The sequence below is a fragment of the Bacteroidota bacterium genome (genome assembly GCA_018266755.1).
Lineage (GTDB): Bacteria > Bacteroidota > Ignavibacteria > Palsa-1295 > Palsa-1295 > JAFDZW01.
In genome coordinates this window covers 884,882-907,837 of the sequence record JAFDZW010000005.1, presented here as the reverse complement: position 1 = coordinate 907,837, position 22,956 = coordinate 884,882, and the positions used below count along the sequence as shown (strand labels likewise).

Here is a 22,956-nt window from a genome sequence, read left to right as displayed (position 1 = left end):
GCCCCAGCCCCTTGATGAAACGCGTTCGCGCCTGGTCGCGTACGCTCGGGCCGGGCGTGATTACCGGTGCATCCGACGATGATCCGAGCGGCATCGCTACATATTCCCAAGCAGGTGCGATCACCGGCTTCTCGACGCTCTGGATTATGCTGCTGGCCTATCCGATGATGGCCACGATCCAACTGGCGAGCGCGGAGATCGGGCGAGTCAGCGGCGGCGGACTGGCAGAGAATATGAAAAAGCACTACCCGAAGTGGGTTGCGTTCTCGATCGTCGCGTTAATGCTGGTTGCGAATACAGTGAACATCGGCGCGGATGTAGTCGCGATGGGTGAGGCCTCGCGATTGGTATTCGGGGGAAACGCGATGGTGTACAGTGTGTTGCTTACGGTCGCTTCCATCGTATTGATGGTTTGGGTTCCGTACCGGCGCTATGTATTCTTCCTGAAGTGGATGACGCTCGCCCTCTTCGCCTACTTCGGCGTGCTGTTTTTCGTGCATGTGCCGTGGTCAGAAGTTGCGCGCTCCATTGTCGTCCCGACACTCGAACTCAATACCACATTCTTCACCGCAATCATCGCGTTACTCGGAACGACGATTAGCCCGTACCTCTTCTTTTGGCAAGCGTCCGAAGAAGTAGAAGAAGAGCAGGACGACCCAGAGGCGCATCCGCTCCGGGATGCCCCTTCGGAAGCGGCCGGAGCATTGCGAAGGATCAAGCTCGACACATTGCTCGGTGTTGCCTATGCGAATGTTGCAGCAATGGTGATTATGATCGTCGCGGCGGTGACACTCCACCACGCCGGCGGCAGCAGTATCCAAACTGCAGCCGAGGCCGCGCAAGCGCTTCGGCCGCTGGCAGGCGATGCGGCGTTCGCACTCTTTGCGATCGGTATCGTCGGGACGGGAATGCTCGCACTTCCAGTGCTGGCAGGCTCGGCGGCATTCGCACTCGCGGAGTTGTTCGACTTCGAGCGAGGACTCGAGAAGAAGCCGTCACAAGCCAAGAATTTCTACTCACTCATCGCGCTCATCACCATTGCCGGCGCGATCCTGATCTTCTTCGGCGTGAACCCGATCGATGCGCTCTACTGGGCGGCCGTTGTGAACGGTCTGGTCGCCGTGCCTATTATGGCGATCATGATGCTCATGGGCGCGAACGAACGAGTCATGTCGCGCTTCACTCTGCGACCGCGAGTGCTTGTGCTCGGCTGGATTTCGACCGGTGTGATGCTCGCCGCAGCGGTCGGTTTGCTCGTCACACTTTAGCGGACGCCTTTTAATAGGAACGTTGCTTTTGTCTTAGCGAGGTACTTCTCGTCCATCATTTTCACAAGCGGGATCCGCCATTCCTGACCTCCGTCGATCGGGAAGATCTGTTTGTTCTTTGAGACGGCGAGCGTCGGCGAGAAGACGCGAATGAAGAGACCATGATCTTTGAAAAGTTGCGTTGCCATCCCGAGATCCTCTTGGGTTTGTTTCTTCTTGCCCTTCTCGAACGAAAACGTGATCGAAGTGCCTTCGGCGGTGACTGCACATTTCACCGTTGGTCGGGAATTGTCCGGATCGCGTTCTTCCGGTTTCTTGGAGTCGAGCGTTTGCATCAGTGCCACTGAGGCTGTCGAAAGTGAAGCGGCATCCTTCACGCCGATTTCAGAAAGGATGAACGTACGTCCACTCGCTTCGCTATCTCGCGAGGCATACCACGTCACACCCTTCGTGGCGAGCAAGACCTCGCGCTCCCATGCGAACTCATGTTCCATCGAATCAAGCATCATCCGTTTGGTGGGCTTCTTCGCGGTCGAGTCACCCATCGAATTGGCGAAGTCCTGCAGCATGACGAATAGGCTGTCGTCGATGGACACCATCTTTCTCAGGGTGAACGTATTGTCAGGATTGTGGACGACATCGATAAAGATGTCGATGCAGCCGGAAAAGAGCAGCGATGCGCAGAATACAATGGCAAGGAAACGGTACATTCGGGTCGATGCTTCTGAATGCAGCCAAACGGAGGGACTGATGAGATTCGTTCGCCCGCCTGGCATCCGAAGCCGATCCCCAATTTTCAATTCTGCATTCTCAATTCCCCGAACTTCGTATTTTTGTCTTCTATACTATCTTTCAATTCGGAACATAATGAGCGTATTAGTCGATAAGAAAACGCGCGTGCTGGTGCAGGGCATCACCGGTGGTGAAGGCACCTTCCACGCCACGCAAATGCTGGAATATGGCACCAAGGTCGTTGGCGGCGTCACGCCGGGCAAGGGCGGCACGACGCATATCGGCGTGCCGGTCTTCAATACGGTTGCCGAAGCCGTCAAAGCGACCGGCGCAAATGCCACGTGCATCTTCGTCCCGCCTGCATTCGCAGCGGACGCGATCCTCGAGGCCGAAGCTGCCGGCATCGCTCTTATCGTCTGTATCACCGAAGGTATTCCAGTACGCGATATGGTTGCGGTCAACGAAGTGATGAAGCACTCGACGTCGCGCCTGATCGGCCCGAACTGCCCGGGCGTCATTTCGCCGGGTAAAGCAAAGATCGGCATCATGCCGGGTTTCATCCACAAGCCGGGTCGCATCGGTATCGTCTCGCGCTCCGGGACGCTCACGTACGAAGCCGTGAAGCAGATCGTTGACGTCGGCATGGGCCAATCGACGGCCATCGGTATCGGCGGCGATCCGATCATCGGCACCCGCTTCATCGACGCCATCAAGTTGTTCCAGGAAGACCCCGATACTGACGCCATCATCATGATCGGCGAGATCGGCGGCACGGCGGAAGAAGAAGCCGCCTACTACGTCAAGAAGCATGTCACGAAGCCGGTCGTCGGCTTCATCGCGGGTCGCACGGCTCCTCCGGGACGCCGTATGGGCCATGCCGGTGCTATTATCAGCGGCGGTAAGGGCACGGCGGCCGAGAAGATGGCCACAATGAAGAAGTGCGGCATCCACGTCGTCGAAAGCCCCGCGCTGCTCGGCGAGACGGTTGCGAAGGCGCTTGCAAAGACGAAGCCCGCTGCAAAGCCCGCAGCGAAGAAGGCGGTAGCCAAGAAAGCTGTCGCGAAGAAGACGACGGCGAAGAAGGCTGTGGCGAAGAAAGTGACCGCGAAGAAGGCTGCACCGAAGAAGAAGGCTGTCGCCAAGAAGCGCAAGTAATTCTTAACTGGGATTCGTGGGATGTATGGGATTCACAGGATGAGCTGTGAATCCCTTTTCTTTTCTATACGGTTCAATAACTATGGCTGATGCACAACACATAAGCGCCGAGGATTTCCTGGCGCATCGTTCGAAGAACAAGAACGCTGTCGTCATTGATGTACGTGATGCTGATAAGTACGCCGAGGGACACCTTGAAGGCGCGATCAACGTCCACAAGACGAAGCTCGAAGCTGAGATCGCATCGCTCGTCCCCGATAAGAACACTGAGATTTACTGCCACTGTGGCGGCGGGCAGAGCGGGCCACGGGCTGCACAGGCATTGACCGATTTGGGTTATACGAATGCACATGTGATCGACGGAGGATGGAGACGCCTGCAATCGGTCATTTGCGCAAAAAATACTGAAGAATAGGTAGTAACAATTTCCGCTTACAGGGGTCTATTTATAGTAGTGCTCGGAAAATAGATACGGGTCTTCTTCCGATCGTCCGTTCATTCGCCGGCGTTAACGCTATTGTGTACACCATTTGACAGAGCATGCTGTATGAATATATTGAAATTATCGCTTGCTAATCGGAAAGGATTGCACCATGTTGTCGTTTCGATGGCGGTCCTCATAACCATGTTCGGTACTGCGTGGTCACAATGGAGCGTCGTTCCATCACCGAAAGCGGGATCGGTCCGGTCGATCGGTACGATTGGGGATATGGTGATCACCTCGGGGCATCCGGGACTCATCGAGAGCTCCGATCATGGCAACACTTGGGTGTCGGTCTTTCCAAATCGGCCTGATTTTGTAGCGACGCAATTCCATACGATGGGGACGATTGTGTTTGCGCTCGATCCATACACGAATGAAATCGCCCGATCGTTCGATTCGGGCAGAACCTGGCCCGACGTAAGAAAGCTGCCGATTAGCGAGATATCGAGTTTTGTTCATTTGGGTTCTATGTTGTACGCCGGGACCTGGTACGGCTTATGGAGTTCTCCGGATTCCGGAGTGTCATGGATAGCCGTGGATACCGTTTCCTCGTACGCACGGTCGAGTATGCTGACGAATGTCGGCGATACTCTGTATTCGATTTCGCTTGATGTGGCTCGTTCGATCGACCGAGGCAAACACTGGGATCTGCTTGTTGCCGATACCTTTGGTCTTGCGGCGCTTCCGTATCGCTTTGCTGCAAACGGGAACACGTTAGTGACCGTGACCGGTGACGGGCTCTATGTGTCCACTGATGCAGGGAGCCATTGGTACCGACGCGATACCGTCGGACGGAACGGATGGGAGCCCAGTTTACAATTTGTGGGGGGGGATCTGATCGAAGCGGGCTATGTAGGAGTTCGATTGTCTCATGATACCGGAAGAACATGGATACAATTGGATTCCGGAGTTTGGAATCGCTGGATAACTACGCTCGCCATAGCCGGCACTGACTACTATCTCGGGACGTCGGATAACGGGATATATTATTCGTCGGATCGTGGAAGATATTGGCAGCATGCATCGGATAGCTTGTTCGAGAGTGCCTATGTGGCTAGCCTTGCTGCCGCCGGGAAGCACATATTTGTCTCAGCCGGTACAAGCGGAGTCTCACGAAGCGCAGATTATGGCGCTCATTGGGAAGGGTTGTCACGCGGACTTACGTCTCCCACAGTACATGCGCTTGCAACGATCGGTACACTTGTCTTTGCCGGAACCGACAGTGGGGTATTTCGATCGGTAGATAACGGGAACACCTGGGAGCGTCCGGATGCGACCAGTGCCAAAGTGCAAATACAACGGATCGACTCCGTTGGGTCTGTGTTGTTCGCATCCGGTTGGTCAGGAAAGCCTGTGCTCATTAAGAGTATCGATAGCGGAGTAACATGGTCGTCTCCACTCGCCTCTGGAAGTTTTCGATATCTGTGGTTCGTTGGAAACGCAATCTTCCACGATATCGATGTAGCTGGAGGACTCTACCGTTCGGTAGACACCGGTCGCACGTGGACCCGGGTCGCCGCAACGACATTCCCAGATAATGGGACGCGAGTGGGGAAGATCGCCGCGGTCGGAGGGGTGCTGTATGCAACCGACGAACAGTCGGTTGCATGGCTGTCGACCGATAATGGCACTTCGTGGTCGGAACGGTGTCAGTTGTGGCCATGCGTTCAGCAAGGGCCTGTCGTGTCTGACGGTTCGGTACTCATCCGTGGTACGCAAACGATGGGAGTGCAGGTTTCACGGGATACGGGAAGTTCGTGGACGGAAATGAATCAGGGATTGACGGATTCTACTATCATTGCGTTGTTCCCGAAATCACCCGATATGTACGCGTTCGCCCCAAGTGCGATATGGCGTCGATCGATCGCCCAACTCTCTGTTAGTCCTCGAGTGCAGACGACGGCCGGTGAAGTCTCGGTGTCATGTTATCCCAACCCATTTCATACGGAGACCACGATTACACTGTCGATTGCTGCGCCTACACGTGTGCGGATGAGTATATATAATACGCTCGGTACACCGGTTGCAATGCCGGTCAACGATGTTCTAAGCGCGGGTTCGTACCATATTGTGTGGTCAGGGGCAGAGTTGCCAGCCGGTACATACTATTGCCGGGTCGAAACCGGTACCGAACGTACAACAACCAAGATCATTCTTGAATAATAGCCAATGACCCGTTACGTTGCGCTCCTGCGCGGTATTAATGTCAGCGGACAGAAGATCATCCCGATGGCCGAGCTGAAACGGATGTTCGAGGGGATGCGCTGTTCGAACGTTTCGACCTACATTCAGAGCGGGAATGTGATTTTTGATTCGACGGCGACTTCACGCGCGAAGTTGGAGGCATCGATACAGAAGGACCTCTCGAAGACGCTCGGGTACCATGTTGATGTGATCTTGCGGACGATGAATGCGATGACGACACTGGTCTCGACCGATCCGTTTGCCGGAAAGGAACTCGCAGGACAATCGAAAGGGTATATCACATTTATCCAAACCGAGCCAGAAAAAGAAATGGTATTGCCGTTCATCTCAGCGAAGAACGAGATAACGATCTATGGTCGTTCGGGGCTCGATCTGTTCTGCCTTTCGCATCCGTTGCCAAACGGGACGTGGGGTTTCCCCAATGCGATTGTGGAGAAGGTATTCTCCATCAGGGCAACGACACGCAACTGGAACACGGTCTCGACGATCGTCAAAAAATTTGCGAAGTAGGGGAGTTTCTTATCCTTCCGTGCGTTGACGAACTAACTTCCTCAATCCACTGATAGAGAATAGATGATCATCCGATTGTTCGCACCAATACATTCGATTCGTACCCTCGTTGGCTCGTTCTTCACGCTGCTCATGGTCGTGTGCTTGAATGACGTTGCGCTTGCCCAGAACGCCAAGGACCATTACACCGAAGGCAACATGCTCGCTCGCGACCGTCGGTATGAAGAATCGATCAAAGAATATAGCATCGCAATCTCGATGGATTCGAACTACATCGATGCGTATTATAATCGTGGAACTTCCAAGATTCGCATCAAAGACTACGAATCCGCGATACCGGACTTCGATAAAGCGATTGCGCTCAAACCTGATTTTGCAAGAGCATACTCCAACCGTGCTATCGCAAAATTGCAACTCGAACGACCACAGGATGCGCTTGCCGACTTGACGACGAGCATCAAGCTGGAGCCGGGTAATGCGTCCGCATATTTCATGCGTGCGCAGGCGAGATTGCAGGTCGGCGATAAGGATGGCGGCTGCGAAGACCTTCGCGAGGCCAAATCGCTCGGTGATCAACGTGCCGACCGGTTCTTGCGGCAATACTGCTCAGACAGTGCGTCGATGGCAGCGATGGGCAGACCCGAGGAGTTGCAGTTGACATGGCCCGAGTCCGAAGGATGGAAGGTCATGAATACCCAAGAAGGAGACGGCGTCAAAGTGATCGAACTGACACGCGGCGGCGAGTCACTCGATCACTGGTCAGAGATCGGGACGGTCACCACCTATCGAGGGATGGCGATCGGCACGGTTGCCGACGAGATGAAGCAACTCTTCACGCAAGCGAAAACCGCCGCGCCGAGCGCGAAACTCACCGTGATCGAACGCGATACGGCCGCAACATATCCGTGGATACTTTTCAAGATTGAGACGAATGAGAAAGAGCCCGAATCGCAGGTCTGGCGTATCGTCAACGGTTCGCATGACCTCTTCATGGCGTTCTGGGGCGTCAAACGCGCCGTAATCACGCCGGAGGAAGAACGGAAGTGGGCCGCATTCCTCAAGACGGCAACGGTTGTGAAGCATTAGAACTTCCTTCCCGCAAAGCGGTGTTTCAGGGCCGCCGGATGTGCGCAGTCCGCCATCAGGGCATCTATCAGCTCACGAATTACACGTACTATTATGGCGATCGAACGTACACTCTGCATTATTAAGCCCGATGGCGTCAAGTCCGGCAATATCGGCAATATCGTTGCTCATATCCAGAAGGAAGGCTTCAAGATCCTTGCAATGAAGATGACGCGCCTCAACGAGCGCTCGGCAGGCAAATTTTATGAAGTCCACAGCGAGCGTCCGTTCTACGGCGAACTCGTAAAGTTCATGTCGAGCGGCGCTTGTGTGCCGATCGCGCTCGAGAAGGAGAATGCGATTGCCGAGTGGCGCCGCGTGATCGGTTCGACCGATCCGGCGGAAGCCGCTGCAGGTACGATCCGCAAACTTTATGCCTCGAGCAAGGGCGAGAACGCCGTCCATGGTTCGGACTCGGTCGAGAACGGCCTGCGCGAAATCGCATTCTTCTTTACCGAAGGCGAGTTGGCCGATCTCGGTCTCTAAGCTCTGCAATTACCGATGGGAAAAAAGGCGGCCATCGTGCCGCCTTTTTCGTTCGTTTGCGTACGATACCTGTTCGCTTTATTCATTTTCTTCGTCTATGAATCTGGAATTTGGTCAGTATATCATTAGCGACGACCGGTCGCGACTGGACATGCCGCGCGTGCATGAATGGCTTTCGAATGCATATTGGTCACCCGGTGTATCCTACGAACGCGTCCTGAAAGCGATGGAGTTTTCTGCGTTAGTCGTTGGCGCGTATGATAACGATATGCAAGTCGGCTACATGCGGCTTGTCAGCGACCGCACGACGTTTGCCTGGGTCTCGGATGTGATCGTCGACGAATCCTATCGCGGTCAGGGGATCGCCCGTGCGATGGTACGGTTCGCGATGGAACACCCCGACGTTGTCGACGTCCGCCGTTGGTGCCTTGCGACGAGAGATGCGCATGAGGTCTATCGGCCGCTCGGCTTTGCACCGCTGACATATCCGGATCACTTCATGTGGATCGGCCCTCAGTCGCCGCCAAAACCCTCGCAGCAATAACAATCATGTGCGATTTGTTTCTGCACAAACGCCACCGGCTGCTAAGACAGCCGGTGGCGTTTGTAGAAATGGAGGTGTGTATTCTCATTTCGACACGACAAACCGGATCACTCTCGTCCCGTCGTCGAATTGCAGTTTCAGCAGATACGAGCCGGTATGCAATCCTTCCAGTTCGAGCAGAAGACTGTTTGATCCCGCAGTGAGCTGAGTCGCCTCGAAGTGTTTCACTGCATTACCGAGCAGATCGTAGATCGTTGCGTGCATCTGCGTATTCTCGGCGAGTGTAAGAGCAAGCGTTGTCGAACGCTGAGCCGGATTCGGATAGAGCGAAACATGTTCGACAATGCGTGAGTCAGGTACCGCATCGGCGAGTACAACACCATGCAAATGGATCACCAAGCGACTGGTAGACGCATCCGTATTCGACGTGACCACGATCGAGTCGTCGTATGTACCGGGCACGACCGGAGTCATCACAACCGTATCGTTCGCCGAGGCACCTTTGAGGAGTGAGTATGCACCGCCGCCGCTTTCGAGTCGGAACGGAGCGATCGGGTAGCTGACCGATCCGTTCAACGAACGAGCCGTATCCGAGCTGTTCGTGACCGTGAAACTACGCATAACTGCGGGCGCACCGACCGCTACGGTTCCGAAGTCGATCGTCGTAGTGCTCAGTGTGATCTTGGCCATCGTATCTAACCGACCGGAGCCGGTCAGAATGATTTGCACGAGCTTCGCGGTGGAATCGTTGGAGGTGAGGATTAGCGTATCCGATACTTGCGCGAGGGCAGTCGGAGTAAACGTCACGGTGACGGATTGTGCCTTTCCGGAGTCGAGCGTGAACGCACCACCGCCTGCGGTAACGGCGAATTGAGGCTTTGCCGGGGTTCCGACTGTACCGATCAGCGTTGCGATCTTCGAGTCGGTCGTGTTCGAGATCGTGAACGTCCGCGAAGTCGGGACACCGATTCCCGACGTGCCGAAGTTCAGCCGAATAGCGCCGTTGCTCTGTTGGACGCCGCTGAGCGCCAGGCGCGGCAATATATCCGGCGCTGTCCCTTGCCCGACCATGAGAATATTGAATTTCTGGTTTGACGGGTCGGAGTTGCTCGTGACGATCAACGTATCGATGCGATTGCCGATCGTATCCGGTGCAAAGGTAATGACGACATGTGCAGAGTCGCCCTTCTTGATCGAATACGGTCCGGCTCCGCTTACGATCGAGTACGATTTACTGTGGTTCGTGCTGCTGACGTTCCCCGAGAGCTGAAGGTCCACGTTGGTAGTGTTCTTGATCGTGACCGTTTGTTGCTTCGATTTGCCGACCGATACCGGTCCAAGCACGAGGAAACGGTTCGACGGCAGGATCGAAATGCGTGCGACGGTATCCGGTCCGGGGACGGTCGCAAACATCGAGAGTTTGATCGTCGAGTTTGACGAGTTCGAGTTGCTCGTGATCGTCAGCGTATCGCGGTATAATCCGGCCTTGTTCGGTGCGCTAAATGCGACCGTCACCTTCATGCTGTCGCCTTTATTGAGCGAGAAGTTGCCCGCTGCCCCGATAAAGGAGAAGTTTGTGGTCTTTGGGTTGCCTACGGTGCCGGTGAGCACTCGCTGTGTGTCCGACACATTGATGACATAGAATGTCTTTGTGGTGACGGTGCCCATGCTGTCGATTCCGAAATTGAGACCTTGTATTTGCGACGTCACCTGAATGCGCGGGAATGTATCCTTCGGCAAACCTTGTCCGCCGAAAGTAATACGTGCCGGACTTTTGAAGATGGAAGTATCGCCGTTGTGTGTCGCGAATACTGTGTCGCGCTGCGCACCGAGTGCGACCGGTTTGAAGCGAACGGTAAGCGAGTAGGTCGAGCCTTTCTTTACGGTGAACGACGAAGGGCCGACATAGCTATAACTTGCAAGCTTCGGGTTCGACATCGAAACGTTCACATCGTTCGGCGCAGACGAATCGACAATAAAGCTGATCGTCTTGTCGAGCGAGTCGCCGATATTGACAGATTGAAATTGGACGAGCGAGGGGCTGATGATGAATTTTGCGAAGCCTTGAGCGAACGAACTCCCTGCTGCACAGACAAGGCAGCAAAGCATAACGAGTGTGGTTTTCATAATGAGCGATTGGGAAAGAAACACAACAACTTCGGGCAGAGCTGCCCGATCTTCCGGGGTAAAAAGAGTGTATTGGTAACTCGGAGAGCCTGTATTGAGTTCGAGCAGGTTCCGAGGTTTTTTCTGAATTCGGGCCCGATGAACTTCTCACAGAGGATGGGCCAAAAAGTAGTAAATTTGCATTCTAATATTTGTGCATTCACCAGCAACGGCACCCCAATGAAATTTTCGGCAAGTATTGCGGATCTGCAGCATATTCTTCCTACGGTCACGGCAGTCGTTCCGAGCCGGTCGACCCTGCAACAGCTCGAGAATATTCAGCTTGAGCTCAAGGCGAAGCGCCTGACGCTCATGGCGACCGATCTCGAAGTCTCGGTTCGTGCATCGATCGAAGTTGCCGCCAAGACCGACGGCGTTATTGCCGCCAATGCGAAGCGACTTGCCGAGATCATCCGCTCGTTGCCCGATGGTGACCTCAACGCGACGCTGGACAAAACAACCCGCCGCCTCCAGTTGCAGAGCGCCCAAGGTAACTATACCATGGCGACGTTCGCAGATACCGATCTGCCGGACATGATGAAAGAGTTCAAGCCCGAGGGATCGATCACTGCGAAAGGCGGCGACCTCAAGAAGATGATCTCCTCGACCATCTTCGCCGCAAGCTCGAATGAATTTCGTGCCGCAATGATGGGCTTGCTGTTCCAGTTCTCGCCCGACGGCACGACATGTGTCGCGACGGACGGGCATCGGTTGGTGAAGATCACGAACCCCGAGCTCAAAAGCGATGGCGAACGCGATGTCATCGTGCCGGCCAAGGCAGTGAACCTCGTTGCGAAATCGTTCGGCGACGACGATACGGTGACGATCAGCTTCAGTGCGACACAGATCGAGTTCAAGAACGATTCGACCTCGATTCTTTCACGTTTGATCGACGAACAGTACCCGAACTACGAAGCGGTTATTCCGCGTGAGAACGAGAAGACAATGACCATTTCCCGTGCGCCCCTGCAATCGTCGAACCGACGCGTGATGATCTTCGCCGATCCCGATACACGTCAGATCCGAATGCAGTTGCACAAGGACGAGCTCGTCATTCTTGCCGACAATGCCGAAGAGGGTTCGAATGCCGAAGAACACATTGCCTGCGATTACTCAAACGACGACTTGCTGATCGGCTTCAATGGAAAGTTCATCGACGATGCATTGGCACATCTCGATGCATCGGAAGTAACGCTCAAGTTTTCGACACCGACTCGTGCCGTGATCCTCGAGCCCCGCGAAAGCGGCGCGTTCGAAGTATTGATGCTCGTCATGCCGGTGCGGTTGTCCGCCTAACGAGTCGTTGCCCCCGATAGTAGCTCCGACTTCAGTCGGAGCAGTTCATGAACTTGCGCCGACTGAAGTCGGCGCTACTGAATTGTAGATCACTCACTCCCGAATGAGATGCGACAGCCTCCATATCACCTCGTTCCGTAATCATCGCGATACGCTGCTCGAGGCGTTCGGTGCGAAGTTCAATATTATTAATGGTCCGAACGGAGCGGGGAAGACCTCCGTCATTGAGTCGCTTTCCGTTGCAGCGCTTACCAAGAGTTTTACGAATGCTGCCGATGCCGTGCTCGTGCAGACGGGGGCGAGCATGTATAGTATCGACGCCCGCTTTACGTCCGATAACGGCGTGCCGCTTGGCGTTCAGGTCGAGTACACGGCCGGGCCACCGGCACGCAAAACGATTCTCGTCAATTCCGACAAGCTCCGCCGTTCGAGCGACCTTATCGGGCGCATCCCGGTTGTCGCACTGACGCCCGACGATAAGATCATCACCAGCGGTTCGCCAGACGATCGTCGCAGATTTCTATCGTTGGTGCTCTCGCAGGCAAGCAGTCTGTACCTCGAAGACGAGATCGAGTTGAAGAAGGCCGTGAAGCATCGCAACTCCTTGCTCTTCGAATTCAAGCAACGCAATACGCCTGCGTCGGTTGCACGGCCACAGCTTGCACCCTGGACCGAAGTCGTCACCGAACGGTCTGCGCGTGTGATGGCCCGTCGTGCGGCGTTTGTCGAAGAATTTCGTCCCTTCCTCGAAGCTCGATATGCCGAGCTTTCCGGAGGCAACGAGAAACCATCATTGTGGTACTGTCCGCTGGGGATTGAAGAGCCGTATGAACTCGGCGGGTTCCGACCGTTGCTCGAACGCGAGTTCGATCGCCGTGAAAGTGAAGAGCTTCGGCGTGGTACGACACTCGTCGGCGCACACCGCGACGAATTGATGATGTTGATCGACGACAAACGCGAAGCCCGCAAGTTCGCATCGCAGGGGCAGCACAAGACGTTGCTTGTCTCGATGAAGCTTGCGGAGTATCAGTACCTACGCGACGCGACCGGCGAGACGCCGATCCTCCTGCTCGACGACGTATTCTCCGAACTCGACGCCAACCGCGCCGCCCGCTTGCTCGAACTCATCAGCTCGCCGCAGTACGGGCAAACATTCATCACCTCCACGACCCGAGAGTCGTTCGATACGCTCCTGGCCAGCGGCGATCATGCGAACCGGCTGATTAGGATCGGCGAAGGGCAGATATGGTAGCATCGTCATTGGAATTGACGTTGTAGGAAACACTCACATTCTCGACGGGGTAGAGAGCTTGAACCCTTATCGGTGGTTCGGGAGAAGAATTATAGAAAAATCAGTGTATATTCGTTTACAGTTGATTCGCAGAATCTGGGATATTCATTAGTACCATGAAGATTTCATTATTCGTTTTGCTCTTAACGATTCTTGCCACATCCCACTCATCTGTGGCGGCTATGGATCTCGATTCGTGCGAGCGGTGGAGGCAGTGGGAAGCCGGGCAGCCACAAACCCAGGCTGAATATCAAATGCAATTCGACTCACTTACAAGATATGTTGAGTCGTGTGCCCCGATTGACGATCATACCGCGAATGTGTTCACGAATTTACTGGCGGACGTCTCCAATATTCACCTCGATGATTCAACGAGATGGAATAGATTTCGAGAGTGGCTTATCTCCGTCCTGTTTCTGAACAAGACCAACCCAAAGTACTTCTGTAACTGCGTCCTGACTATGGCAAGCACGTACGGCGTTGAACCGTACCGGATCACAAATGCCGGAATCGCAATCGAAAAGTACTTAATAGCTGACTCGAACTGCGACGATCGGGGATTACGCGATCAGCTTCAATTTGACATCGATGCACGATACAATACCTGGCTTCGCAACGGCGCCGTTCCAGGTCAGTTAGATACGATCGACCCAAGCCTCGACACGCTTGGTCTTGGCTTCCTGCTGACACGTTCGGTGAACGACCCATTGCCATCTGTAGCAGGACTCGGATTGGGTGCATGCAGTAGTTCTCCAAATCCGTTCACGCAAGACCTCTCGTTGAACGTCACGCTCAACCGCATGACCTACGTATCCGTCTCGATCTACGACCCATTGGGCCGAATGGTCTGGGGCGACGCCAAGGGCCGCTCGCTCGATCCGGGGTTGCACACCATCCACATCGATGGCACTGGCTTGCCGAGCGGTACACTCTACGCCCGCATCTCGACCGGCTTTGGCGAGGTGAAGACGGTGAAGCTGGTGCATCAGGAGTAGTAACGAGTCGAAAGTAACGAGTAACGAGCGGGGCGGCTTCGGGAGGAGTCGCCCCGTTTTGTTTGGTGGTGGCTTTGAGAGCGGGCGAGGCGTGCCTCGCCCCTACGGGTGGGTCGTGGCGTGGAGATACTGCGGCTCTGCGAAAGGGATTCTTCGCGGAGTTTACACTGAGCGAAGCGAATGGGCTCAGAATGACCGGCGGACGAAAGATGCATGGACTAAGAGTCCGTGCCACTTTACGGAGTGGATGAAATTGTGGTGTCTGCATTGTTTATGGCTCATTGTGTAGGGTTCGTATGTTTGCATAGCTACAATGAAATTCCCAAAGTCGATTACCGATGTTCTCGAGCGCACACTGCATACCTATGGGTTGCAGGAGAATGCGAAGCGCTATGAAGCGCTGACGCATTGGCGCGAGATCGTCGGGGATAAAGTTGCCGACATTGCCGTCCCCGAACGCATCAAAGGGAATTCCATCATCGTGCGTGTCGAGTCCTCCGTCTGGAAATATGAATTGACGATGCGCAGCCACGAGATACTGCAAAAGATACATTCCTTCACCGGTTCGGACGAGTTGACCGAGATCGTCTGGCGGTAGTATTCCGCTCATCCAATTCCTAAGGTTCTCGGTTTTGTATTGGAATCGGGCGATTTCTTCGTATATTTGTAATAACCGCTTAATAGGCGGTGTTACACGGGATACATTGTCACAAAAACTATTTAGACTGGTCGACAGTCTCACGGGCGAGGACCTCAGACGGGTCCGAGCTATTCGCGCGGTGGGTAAACAAGCACAGGTGCTGGAGTTTGCACTTGGGCGGTACCGCCAGGACACTGGGAAAGCCTCGGAAGAGAATTTCCTACCGAATATCAGCCGTGAGCATCTGTACGAAATATGCTCGGTGATGCTTGAGCGCTGTTACACGGCGCTCGTACCCGAGGGTGGACTTGCTATTCTCGAATTCTTAGCGGCGAAGGACCTGCAGGTTCTCTTCCGCGAAGAATTCCGAAAGCAGGAAAAGGTACTTCTTCCGGATCTTACGGTAGAGCAGCAGCGCGAGTATTACTACTCGATCGTGGTGCTCATCGGCCGCTTGGATTCGCGTCTGATCGAAGAAGACCTTCTGGAACAATGCCGGGAATCCTACCTGAGCCTTTCAAAGAATAAGCGACAGGCAACGCTGTTGATGGATTTGGTCATGGCGCCAATCCAGCTAAAGCTTGCCGAGAATAAGTCGTCTCCGGGCAAATCGTCCGCAGAGAAACTCGACGAAAAACTCGTCAAGTTCGATGCAGCGATCGATCGGGATGGCGACGATCTTTGCCGCTTTCATCTTGCGCTTGCGCATGCAGCGTACGAATTGGAGAAGGGGACGGATCCGTCAGTTGTCGAAGGCTGGTATCGCAAGGCGAACGAAGTTGTTGCGGGTCTGACACAGGCCGTTCATCGCGACGAAGCAGTGGCGATGCAACTGCGGTCCGCCGATCTGTTCGCGACTCGCGGCGAGTATGGCCGCGCGTACGAACGGTTCGTGATGCTCTTCGAGAAGCTGCCGGCCGATAGCCCGCTCTGGCGCGATTCCGCGTTGAATCTTCGCCTTGCCGAGTTTGCCATTACGATCGGCGAATTCGAGCATGCGCAGAAGATCATCGACGAACGGCTGCAGCATCTCTTTTACATCTTCCCGACCCATCGTGCGGTCCGGGCTGCGATCCTGCTGGCGCTCTTAGCGATCTTCAAGGACGATCCGGATGCAGGGTTGCGCTATGTCGAACTGGCACAGCGGTTCAACAGCCGACGCAACTATACGTTCGCGCTCGATCTGCAATGCCGGTATCTCGAATGCGCATGCTACGTGCTGCGCGGCGAGCACGACCTGGTCAAGGCAGTAATCTCGCGCGGCATCCAGTTGCTGCGTACGCGAAAGATGTCGTTGAAGAAAGATGTGGAAGGACATTATTTCCTGATCCTGGAATCGTTCATGAAGTACGTTGCTCTCGGCAAACGTGTGAAGGATAAACGGATCAAGTATTACTCCCTGTTCACCTCAGCGCAGTATGGCGCGTTCGGTAAACTCCTGCAATTTGCACGGAAAAAATTAAACGTCCCGCTCGAGGACGTTCTCTAAGGCAGCACAACACATGTGCGGACAGGGGGTGATCTTCACCCTCTGTCCGTTTCTTGTGTCGTTCGTGCTCCGAGCGAATCCGAACCGACAGTATTCGTGTTGTCAGTGCCATATCACCAATCACCCCGAGCCGTGAACCGGATCATCTTCATTCTTGCCGTCGTCTTTTGTCTGACTCCTTGGGCATCTCCTCCGATTGCGTTGGCTCTTGGCATCGCGATCGCGCTGACAGTTGGTCATCCATTCGCCAAACACAATAGCAAGGCAACGAAGATCTTGTTGCAGGTTTCGGTCGTCGGGTTGGGCTTCAGTATGAACTTTGGAAATGTCCTCGAAGCAGGACGTTCGGGAATATTGTTCACGATTGTTACGATCTTCGGGACGCTCGGCCTTGGGTATCTCATCGGTAAATGGCTGAAGATCGAGCCCAAGACGTCGCACCTCATTTCCAGTGGCACAGCGATTTGCGGAGGAAGTGCGATCGCAGCGGTCGGTCCGGTGATGGATGCGGGCGAAAAGGAAATGTCCGTGGCGCTCGGGACGGTATTCGTTCTGAATTCGATCGCGTTGTTTATCTTTCCAATCATCGGCCACTACTTTCAACTCACGCAAACACAGTTCGGTATCTGGGCAGCGATTGCGATTCACGACACGAGTTCTGTCGTTGGCGCCGCAGCAAAGTTCGGCGACGAAGCACTGAAAATCGCAACCACCGTGAAACTTGCACGTGCGCTCTGGATCGTGCCGCTCGCGCTTGCGACCTCCTTCCTATTCAAAAGTTCGAAGAAGTCGATAAAAATACCGTATTTTATATTCCTATTCGTGATCGCCTCGGTCGTGCGGACGTATGTCGACCTCGGGCCGACGATCTACGATGGTCTTGTATCCACCGCCAAGACCGGGTTGGTGTTGACGCTCTTCTTGATCGGCAGCGGACTCTCGCGCAAGACGCTGAAGTCCGTCGGCATTCGGCCGTTCGTCGAGGGCGTATTGTTATGGATTGTGATTGGTAGCGTTTCCCTTTGGGCCGTCTTGGCCTTTGCGCAGTAGGCGGTTTGCCGCTGCCCGCAGCCGATCCGCCATGCATGTCTTTCCCCCCACTTGCATGTATCGTTCTGCGTCGTTATGCTCAAGTTGCAGCGGTTTATCGATTCCCTGTACCCAGACGAACTCGAACGTGTTCGTGAACTAATCGTGGAAGGAAAGCAGAACCTGGTTCTGCAAGCGGCGCTGCGTGTGTATCGGGTGAAGGGCGGATCAAAGTATGAGCATACCCAGCTCGACTCGCTTTCGACTTCTCATCGTCATCAAATATCGTCCGTACTACTGCAGCGTGCGATTCGCGTATTTGCGCCCGAAGGGGGATTGCCGTTGCTGCGCCTGCTTGCTCGCAAACAGCTACCGACGATCTTCCGAGGTGAGTTTCGCCGTGTCGAAAGCGAGGTGCTCCGGTCGAAGGACCAGCATGCCATACAAGAATTCTATTTCGGTGCGAGCATCCTCTTGCACCGATTTGCGCGATATCCGCATGAGCAAGCGCTGATCAAACGCTGCCGCGAGCGGTTTGCTGTTGCCGTCAAACGTGATCGTACAGAACTGTTGGTATTCGAAGGCGCCGAACTTGCCGCAGAACTTCCGTTTCTTGCGCGACATACGTCCAATCCAACCAAGACGATGGCATCGATCGAACGTATGATTTCTGCCTACTCGCAGAAGGTAGCGACACAGCGTGACACCCGCTGTCTCTACTTTGAATCACTGATCCATGCGCATCTGCATTTCTGGAGATATTACGATGCCGACGCGTATATTGGCTCACTCAAACGAGCCCGCAAGCTATTGCGGACGATCGATATTCCGTTCGTCGAAATTGAGCAGCTACGACTTGAGTTTTTGTCGGCCGATGGATTGATGGCCGCCGGCAAACCGGCCGAGGCATTCGAAGTATATCACTCGCTCTATACCAGGCTCGGCGCGAAGCACGAATTGTGGGACGAGCCGTTCTTTCTCTTGCGCTATGCAGAACTCGCGATCGTCAATGGGAAACTCGAGCAGGCAGAACAGATTCTCTCCGAGCACTGCGTGTTTCTACCCTATGTATTACCGAATTACGCATCGGCGAATATTGCACTCATACGCGCACTACTACTGAATCTGCAAGGGAGACCCGCCGAGGTGTTGCCATATTTGAATGAGGCCTACGGAATGAACTCGAAGATGAAACAGAGTATGTTCACCGATCTGCGTATCCGCATGGTCGAGTGTGCATCGTTCGCGCTGCGCGGCGATATTCAGATGGTCGATGTCCTGTGTAACCGAGCGCAACAGTTTCTGCGGTCGAAGCATTTGGGCGTTTCACGGTATAACGCCGGCAAATATTTCCTGGTGTTGCGCGCATTCGTCCGCTTCGCGGCCTACGGTACCCCGGTTCCACCGGAACTAGTGGAGGCGTACGCACTCTACACCGGCGGAAGATTTGGTATGTACGGTACGTTGTTGGAGCACGTTTGCAAGACGATTGCATCTGCTACAAGCTTCGACTAAGAATTTCAATAATCACGCCGCGTCCCAGGAGTAATATTCTGCTTGCTCGGCTGTTGCTACATGTGAGGATACGTCCCTGCCACGGGACATGTAATACAAACGAACGAAGCGGCGCTCCCACGACCTGTGTGTTGCGCCGCTTCTTTCATTATTACCCCAACAATTTTCTTCATTGCCGTACGAGTACACACTACCGAGCGATGGGTGTGGCTCAGTTTACATGGTATTCAGACGATGTCATTCCGAACGAAGCGAAGAATCCCTTACGAAACGCAGTGAGGCTCCGCCAAAAAGAGTCGTCGCTTCGTTCAGAATGACATGATAATGACTATACAACTATAGTCATTACTGAGCCACTACCTACCACAGGATACCGCGAATAGAACTCGCATGTTTTTTGTTACCACGTCGCAAATTTGTAGCGATTGTTGGACATGGCAAAAAAGCTTGCGCCGCCGAAGTTGACCATCAAAAAGAAGGGCTTCGAGAAGAAAGGATATGGGAAAAAGGGATTCGGGAAGACGGATAACTTTAAACCGGGCTTCGGGAAACCTGCGTACGCGAAACGCTCGGTTAGCAAACCGGCCGTTTCCGTGAAGGATATTGTCCTCAAATCCCCGGCTGTCGCTGCGCCGCAGACGGTATCCTATACGCACGAGCAGATCATCGCCGATTACCGCATCGCACACCAGTCGCGGTTGGCGAGTGTGCTCGGCCGGCGCGAGGTGCTCACCGGCAAGGCAAAGTTCGGCATCTTCGGGGACGGCAAGGAAGTCCCACAGATCGCCATGGCCAAAGCATTTCGCGAGGGCGACTGGCGCTCGGGTTATTACCGTGACCAAACGTTTATGTTTGCGACCGGTACGAGCACGATCCAGGAGTTTTTCGCCCAGCTCTACGCTCATCCGGACGTCAACGCAGAGCCCGCATCCGCCGGCCGCATGATGAACGGCCATTTTGCTACGCGCTCGCTCAATGAGGACGGATCATGGCGCGATCTGACGAAGATCAAGAATTCGTCAGCCGACATTTCACCAACCGGCGGACAAATGCCGCGTCTGGTGGGACTTGCCTACGCGTCGAAGCTTTTTCGCAATAACAAGGATCTACATTCGCTTACGAACTTCTCACGCAAAGGCAATGAGGTTGCGTTCGGTACGATCGGTAATGCGAGCACGTCCGAAGGGTTGTTCTGGGAATCGATCAATGCGGCAGGCGTACTGAAGGTCCCGATGGTAATTTCCGTATGGGATGACGAGTATGGCATTTCCGTCCCAGCTGCGTATCAAACGACGAAGCAGTCTATTTCCAAGATTCTCGACGGCTTCCGCGAGGAGAATGGCGAAGGATACATCATTCGCGTTGTAAAGGGATGGGACTACGCCGCCCTCTGCAATGCATACGAAGCGGTCGTCGCTGACGTTCGCAAGCGACATATACCCGCGCTAATCCATGTGAATGAACTTACCCAGCCGCAGGGCCACTCCACGTCGGGCTCGCACGAGCGCTACAAGTCGAAAGAGCGTCTGAAATGGGAAGAGGAGCACGATTGTGTGCGCAAGATGCGTGAGTGGATGATCTCAACTTCGGTTGCGACGGCAGAGCAACTCGATGCCATCGACAAAGAGGACGACGAGATCGTCAATGCTGCAAAGGCAGCCGCATGGGAAGCATTTCTTGCTCCCATCCGTACGGATCTCGTGGCGGTGAGCGCGACGCTTGGCGAGCTTGCGAGTGAAGTATCGCTTGGCGCTGAAGTACTGAAAGTGAAGCAGGAGCTTGACGCCATTCGCGAACCGTTGCACCGCGATGTGCTTGAAGCGGCGCGCAAGGGAATACGACTCGGGAATATCGAGCCGAGTCAGGCAGGCACCACGTTAAAAGCCTGGGTTGCTTCTCGTATCGCCCGCGCAGAAGACGAGTACACATCGCAACTCTATAGCGAGTCGACAGAATCGGCATTGCTTGTCCCGGAAGTGAAGCCCATGTTTACCGATGCCTCGCCTTCGATCAATGGTAGCGAAATCATGCGCGCATGCTTTGATGCTGCGTTCGCACGCGACCAGAAAGTGTTCGCCATCGGCGAGGATATCGGAAAGATCGGCGACGTCAACAAAGGCTTCGACGGCATTCAGGAACAGTACGGCGAGATTCGCATTACCGACACCGGCATCCGCGAAGCGACGATCCTCGGGCAGGGCATCGGCGCCGCAATGCGTGGTTTGCGGCCAATCGTCGAGATCCAATACCTCGATTACCTGCTGTTTGCATTACAGACCATGTCGGATGATCTCGCGACCGTCCGCTGGCGCACCAAGGGCGGGCAGAAGGCGCCGGTCATTGTTCGTACGCGCGGCCATCGCCTGGAAGGAGTATGGCATAGCGGTTCGCCGATGGGGATGATTCTCGGTTCGCTTCGAGGAATGTATGTGCTGGTTCCGCGCAACATGACGCAGGCTGCCGGATTTTACAATACAATGCTTGCATCCGACGACACGGCGCTCATTGTGGAAGTGCTCAACGGATACCGTCTCAAAGAACGCCTGCCGGATAACATCGGAGAGCACACACTTCCGCTCGGTGTGCCGGAAGTATTGAGCGAAGGAACGGACGTTACGCTTGTCACGTACGGTGCATGCTGTCGCGTGGCGCAGGAAGCGGTGGCCGAGCTCGCGAAGTTCGGTATCTCGGTCGAGCTGATCGACGTGCAGTCACTGATTCCGTTCGATCGCCATGGAATGATTTCGCAGTCGCTCGCCAAGACCAATCGCATTGTCTTCCTCGACGAGGATGTGCCCGGTGGTGCGACGGCATATATGCTGCAGGAAGTGCTGGAAAAGCAGGAAGGGTACAAACATCTCGACTCGGCACCGCTCACGATCACGTCGAAGGCGCACCGTCCGGCATATGGCTCCGACGGAGACTATTTCTCGAAGCCGAACACCGACGATATCTTCCGTTGCATCTACCAGCTCATGAGCGAATCGAACCCGGCGAAGTGGCCGATGTTCTGGTGAGAAGAAGATGCCGAAACTCTACGAGTATTTTGGAATTGTCGTGTTTTTCTACGCGAACGAACACGAGCCTGTACATGTGCACGGCGAGTATCAAGGTAGTGAGAGCAAGGCAGAGATCTTACTTGTCAATGGTGAGATTACGTCGATACGAATTCTACGTGTGCCGGGGCGACGTCCGTTGCGAGGAAGTCATCTTGCGCATTTCAAAGAGTTGGTAGAACACGAGGCTGCAAATATCGTCAAGAGTTGGATTGACTTCTTTGTACTTGGGAAGTCAGTGAAGAGTCGAAAAATTAGCCGGAGCTTGAAATGAAAAGGCAACATCCACAGATTACAACTAACTCCGAAATCAGCGTAGTCGATGCAGCATACGTTGATGGATTCCGTATTCAGGTTGTATTTTCTGATGGCACCAAGCGTGTCGTTGATCTTGATATGTTCCTTTCGAATGCTCCAAACCCTCTTTATAAGAAGTATCGTCGCAAGTCGGAGTTTAAGAAGTTTGAGATTATCAATGGCAATCTGAACTGGAATGACTATGAGATGATCTTTCCCGTTTGGGACTTATACTTGGGTATGATTTCTTAATAGGTACAATACAGTTCGGTACCAATCGCGTTACCAAGTGCTTCTCGCGCAACCCTACGGCTCTATCGAATGGCTCGTAAACGGTGAACTCGGCAATGCGGCGGAGTTGTCCGTTGCCCGAATGATCATCGCGCCGGGTGCCACGAGTGCTTCTCACTCGCATTCGAATTGCGAAGAAGCGGCATATGTAATCCGTGGGGCCGTCGAAGAGGTCATCGGTGACGAGGTATTTGGCATGGTTGCGGGGCAGTGCGCTGTCGCGCCGCGCGGCATCCCGCATTATTTTCGGAATGTTGGGTCGGCCGACGCCGAAGTCCTCCTGTTCTTCTCGAGCGCACACCGCGCATACGAGCAGCACGATTGAAACAAAACGGTCTGCCGACCGTGAAACTTTCGGATATCTACGGCTATTTATTGCAGT

The 22,956-nt window shown here is 54.3% G+C and carries 21 protein-coding genes; 19 read left to right on the top strand and 2 right to left on the bottom strand.

Translation table 11 applies throughout. The features are described from left to right. The first annotated feature begins 14 nt into the window (after window positions 1-14). Window positions 15-1,268: a divalent metal cation transporter gene (locus JSS75_08585; GenBank protein MBS1903744.1), complete on the top strand. Its 1,254-nt coding sequence runs from the start codon at window positions 15-17 to the stop codon at window positions 1,266-1,268. On the opposite strand, the gene JSS75_08580 is transcribed toward JSS75_08585, so the two are convergent. Continuing rightward, window positions 1,265-1,978, bottom strand: a complete 714-nt coding sequence (locus tag JSS75_08580) for a hypothetical protein (protein ID MBS1903743.1) — start codon at window positions 1,976-1,978, stop codon at window positions 1,265-1,267. The genes JSS75_08585 and JSS75_08580 overlap by 4 nt on opposite strands. A gap of 157 nt (window positions 1,979-2,135) precedes the next feature. Between JSS75_08580 and sucD the strand changes: the two genes are divergently transcribed. From sucD to JSS75_08545, 7 genes are all read left to right on the top strand, one after another. Then, window positions 2,136-3,155, top strand: a complete 1,020-nt coding sequence (sucD, locus tag JSS75_08575) for a succinate--CoA ligase subunit alpha (GenBank protein MBS1903742.1) — start codon at window positions 2,136-2,138, stop codon at window positions 3,153-3,155. A gap of 82 nt (window positions 3,156-3,237) precedes the next feature. Then, entirely contained in the window at window positions 3,238-3,570 is a 333-nt protein-coding gene (locus tag JSS75_08570) for a rhodanese-like domain-containing protein (GenBank protein MBS1903741.1), read from the top strand. Between the two features lie 192 nt (window positions 3,571-3,762). After that, window positions 3,763-5,802, top strand: coding sequence for a T9SS type A sorting domain-containing protein (locus JSS75_08565; GenBank protein MBS1903740.1), 2,040 nt, complete (start codon window positions 3,763-3,765; stop codon window positions 5,800-5,802). 6 nt (window positions 5,803-5,808) lie between these two features. After that, complete coding sequence (locus tag JSS75_08560; GenBank protein MBS1903739.1) at window positions 5,809-6,354, top strand: DUF1697 domain-containing protein; 546 nt, start codon at window positions 5,809-5,811, stop codon at window positions 6,352-6,354. 63 nt (window positions 6,355-6,417) lie between these two features. After that, window positions 6,418-7,440 carry a tetratricopeptide repeat protein gene (locus tag JSS75_08555; GenBank protein ID MBS1903738.1) on the top strand — a complete coding sequence of 341 codons (1,023 nt, stop codon included), beginning with the start codon at window positions 6,418-6,420 and terminating at the stop codon, window positions 7,438-7,440. A gap of 99 nt (window positions 7,441-7,539) precedes the next feature. Beyond that, window positions 7,540-7,965 carry a nucleoside-diphosphate kinase gene (ndk, locus tag JSS75_08550; protein MBS1903737.1) on the top strand — a complete coding sequence of 142 codons (426 nt, stop codon included), beginning with the start codon at window positions 7,540-7,542 and terminating at the stop codon, window positions 7,963-7,965. 160 nt (window positions 7,966-8,125) lie between these two features. Then, window positions 8,126-8,509 carry a GNAT family N-acetyltransferase gene (locus JSS75_08545; GenBank protein ID MBS1903736.1) on the top strand — a complete coding sequence of 128 codons (384 nt, stop codon included), beginning with the start codon at window positions 8,126-8,128 and terminating at the stop codon, window positions 8,507-8,509. Between the two features lie 84 nt (window positions 8,510-8,593). Here the strand turns inward: JSS75_08545 and JSS75_08540 are convergent, their stop codons facing one another. After that, a complete protein-coding gene (locus tag JSS75_08540; GenBank protein ID MBS1903735.1) occupies window positions 8,594-10,636 on the bottom strand; it encodes a choice-of-anchor D domain-containing protein in 2,043 nt (680 codons plus the stop codon). 219 nt (window positions 10,637-10,855) lie between these two features. Between JSS75_08540 and dnaN the strand changes: the two genes are divergently transcribed. From dnaN to JSS75_08485, 11 genes are all read left to right on the top strand, one after another. After that, window positions 10,856-11,971, top strand: coding sequence for a DNA polymerase III subunit beta (gene dnaN, locus JSS75_08535; GenBank protein MBS1903734.1), 1,116 nt, complete (start codon window positions 10,856-10,858; stop codon window positions 11,969-11,971). 103 nt (window positions 11,972-12,074) lie between these two features. After that, window positions 12,075-13,223, top strand: coding sequence for a DNA replication and repair protein RecF (gene recF, locus JSS75_08530; GenBank protein MBS1903733.1), 1,149 nt, complete (start codon window positions 12,075-12,077; stop codon window positions 13,221-13,223). A gap of 500 nt (window positions 13,224-13,723) precedes the next feature. Next, window positions 13,724-14,257, top strand: coding sequence for a T9SS type A sorting domain-containing protein (locus tag JSS75_08525; GenBank protein ID MBS1903732.1), 534 nt, complete (start codon window positions 13,724-13,726; stop codon window positions 14,255-14,257). A 313-nt stretch (window positions 14,258-14,570) separates the two neighbouring features. After that, a complete protein-coding gene (locus tag JSS75_08520; protein MBS1903731.1) occupies window positions 14,571-14,855 on the top strand; it encodes a DUF721 domain-containing protein in 285 nt (94 codons plus the stop codon). 181 nt (window positions 14,856-15,036) lie between these two features. Next, on the top strand, window positions 15,037-16,386 hold the full coding sequence (locus JSS75_08515) for a hypothetical protein (protein ID MBS1903730.1): 1,350 nt from the start codon (window positions 15,037-15,039) through the stop codon (window positions 16,384-16,386). A gap of 132 nt (window positions 16,387-16,518) precedes the next feature. Next, window positions 16,519-17,436, top strand: a complete 918-nt coding sequence (locus tag JSS75_08510; GenBank protein ID MBS1903729.1) for a putative sulfate exporter family transporter — start codon at window positions 16,519-16,521, stop codon at window positions 17,434-17,436. A 75-nt stretch (window positions 17,437-17,511) separates the two neighbouring features. Next, window positions 17,512-18,930 (top strand): hypothetical protein, encoded by a 1,419-nt coding sequence (locus tag JSS75_08505; GenBank protein MBS1903728.1) that lies wholly within the window; start codon window positions 17,512-17,514, stop codon window positions 18,928-18,930. Between the two features lie 434 nt (window positions 18,931-19,364). Next, the gene (locus tag JSS75_08500) at window positions 19,365-21,947 is read left to right on the top strand and encodes a transketolase (GenBank protein MBS1903727.1); all 2,583 of its coding nucleotides are present in this window, start codon (window positions 19,365-19,367) and stop codon (window positions 21,945-21,947) included. Between the two features lie 7 nt (window positions 21,948-21,954). Next, window positions 21,955-22,260, top strand: coding sequence for a DUF4160 domain-containing protein (locus JSS75_08495; GenBank protein MBS1903726.1), 306 nt, complete (start codon window positions 21,955-21,957; stop codon window positions 22,258-22,260). Continuing rightward, entirely contained in the window at window positions 22,257-22,535 is a 279-nt protein-coding gene (locus tag JSS75_08490; protein ID MBS1903725.1) for a DUF2442 domain-containing protein, read from the top strand. The genes JSS75_08495 and JSS75_08490 overlap by 4 nt, the downstream gene beginning before the upstream one ends. A 37-nt stretch (window positions 22,536-22,572) precedes the next feature. Further along, the gene (locus JSS75_08485; protein MBS1903724.1) at window positions 22,573-22,899 is read left to right on the top strand and encodes a cupin domain-containing protein; all 327 of its coding nucleotides are present in this window, start codon (window positions 22,573-22,575) and stop codon (window positions 22,897-22,899) included. The last annotated feature ends 57 nt before the right edge of the window (window positions 22,900-22,956 follow it).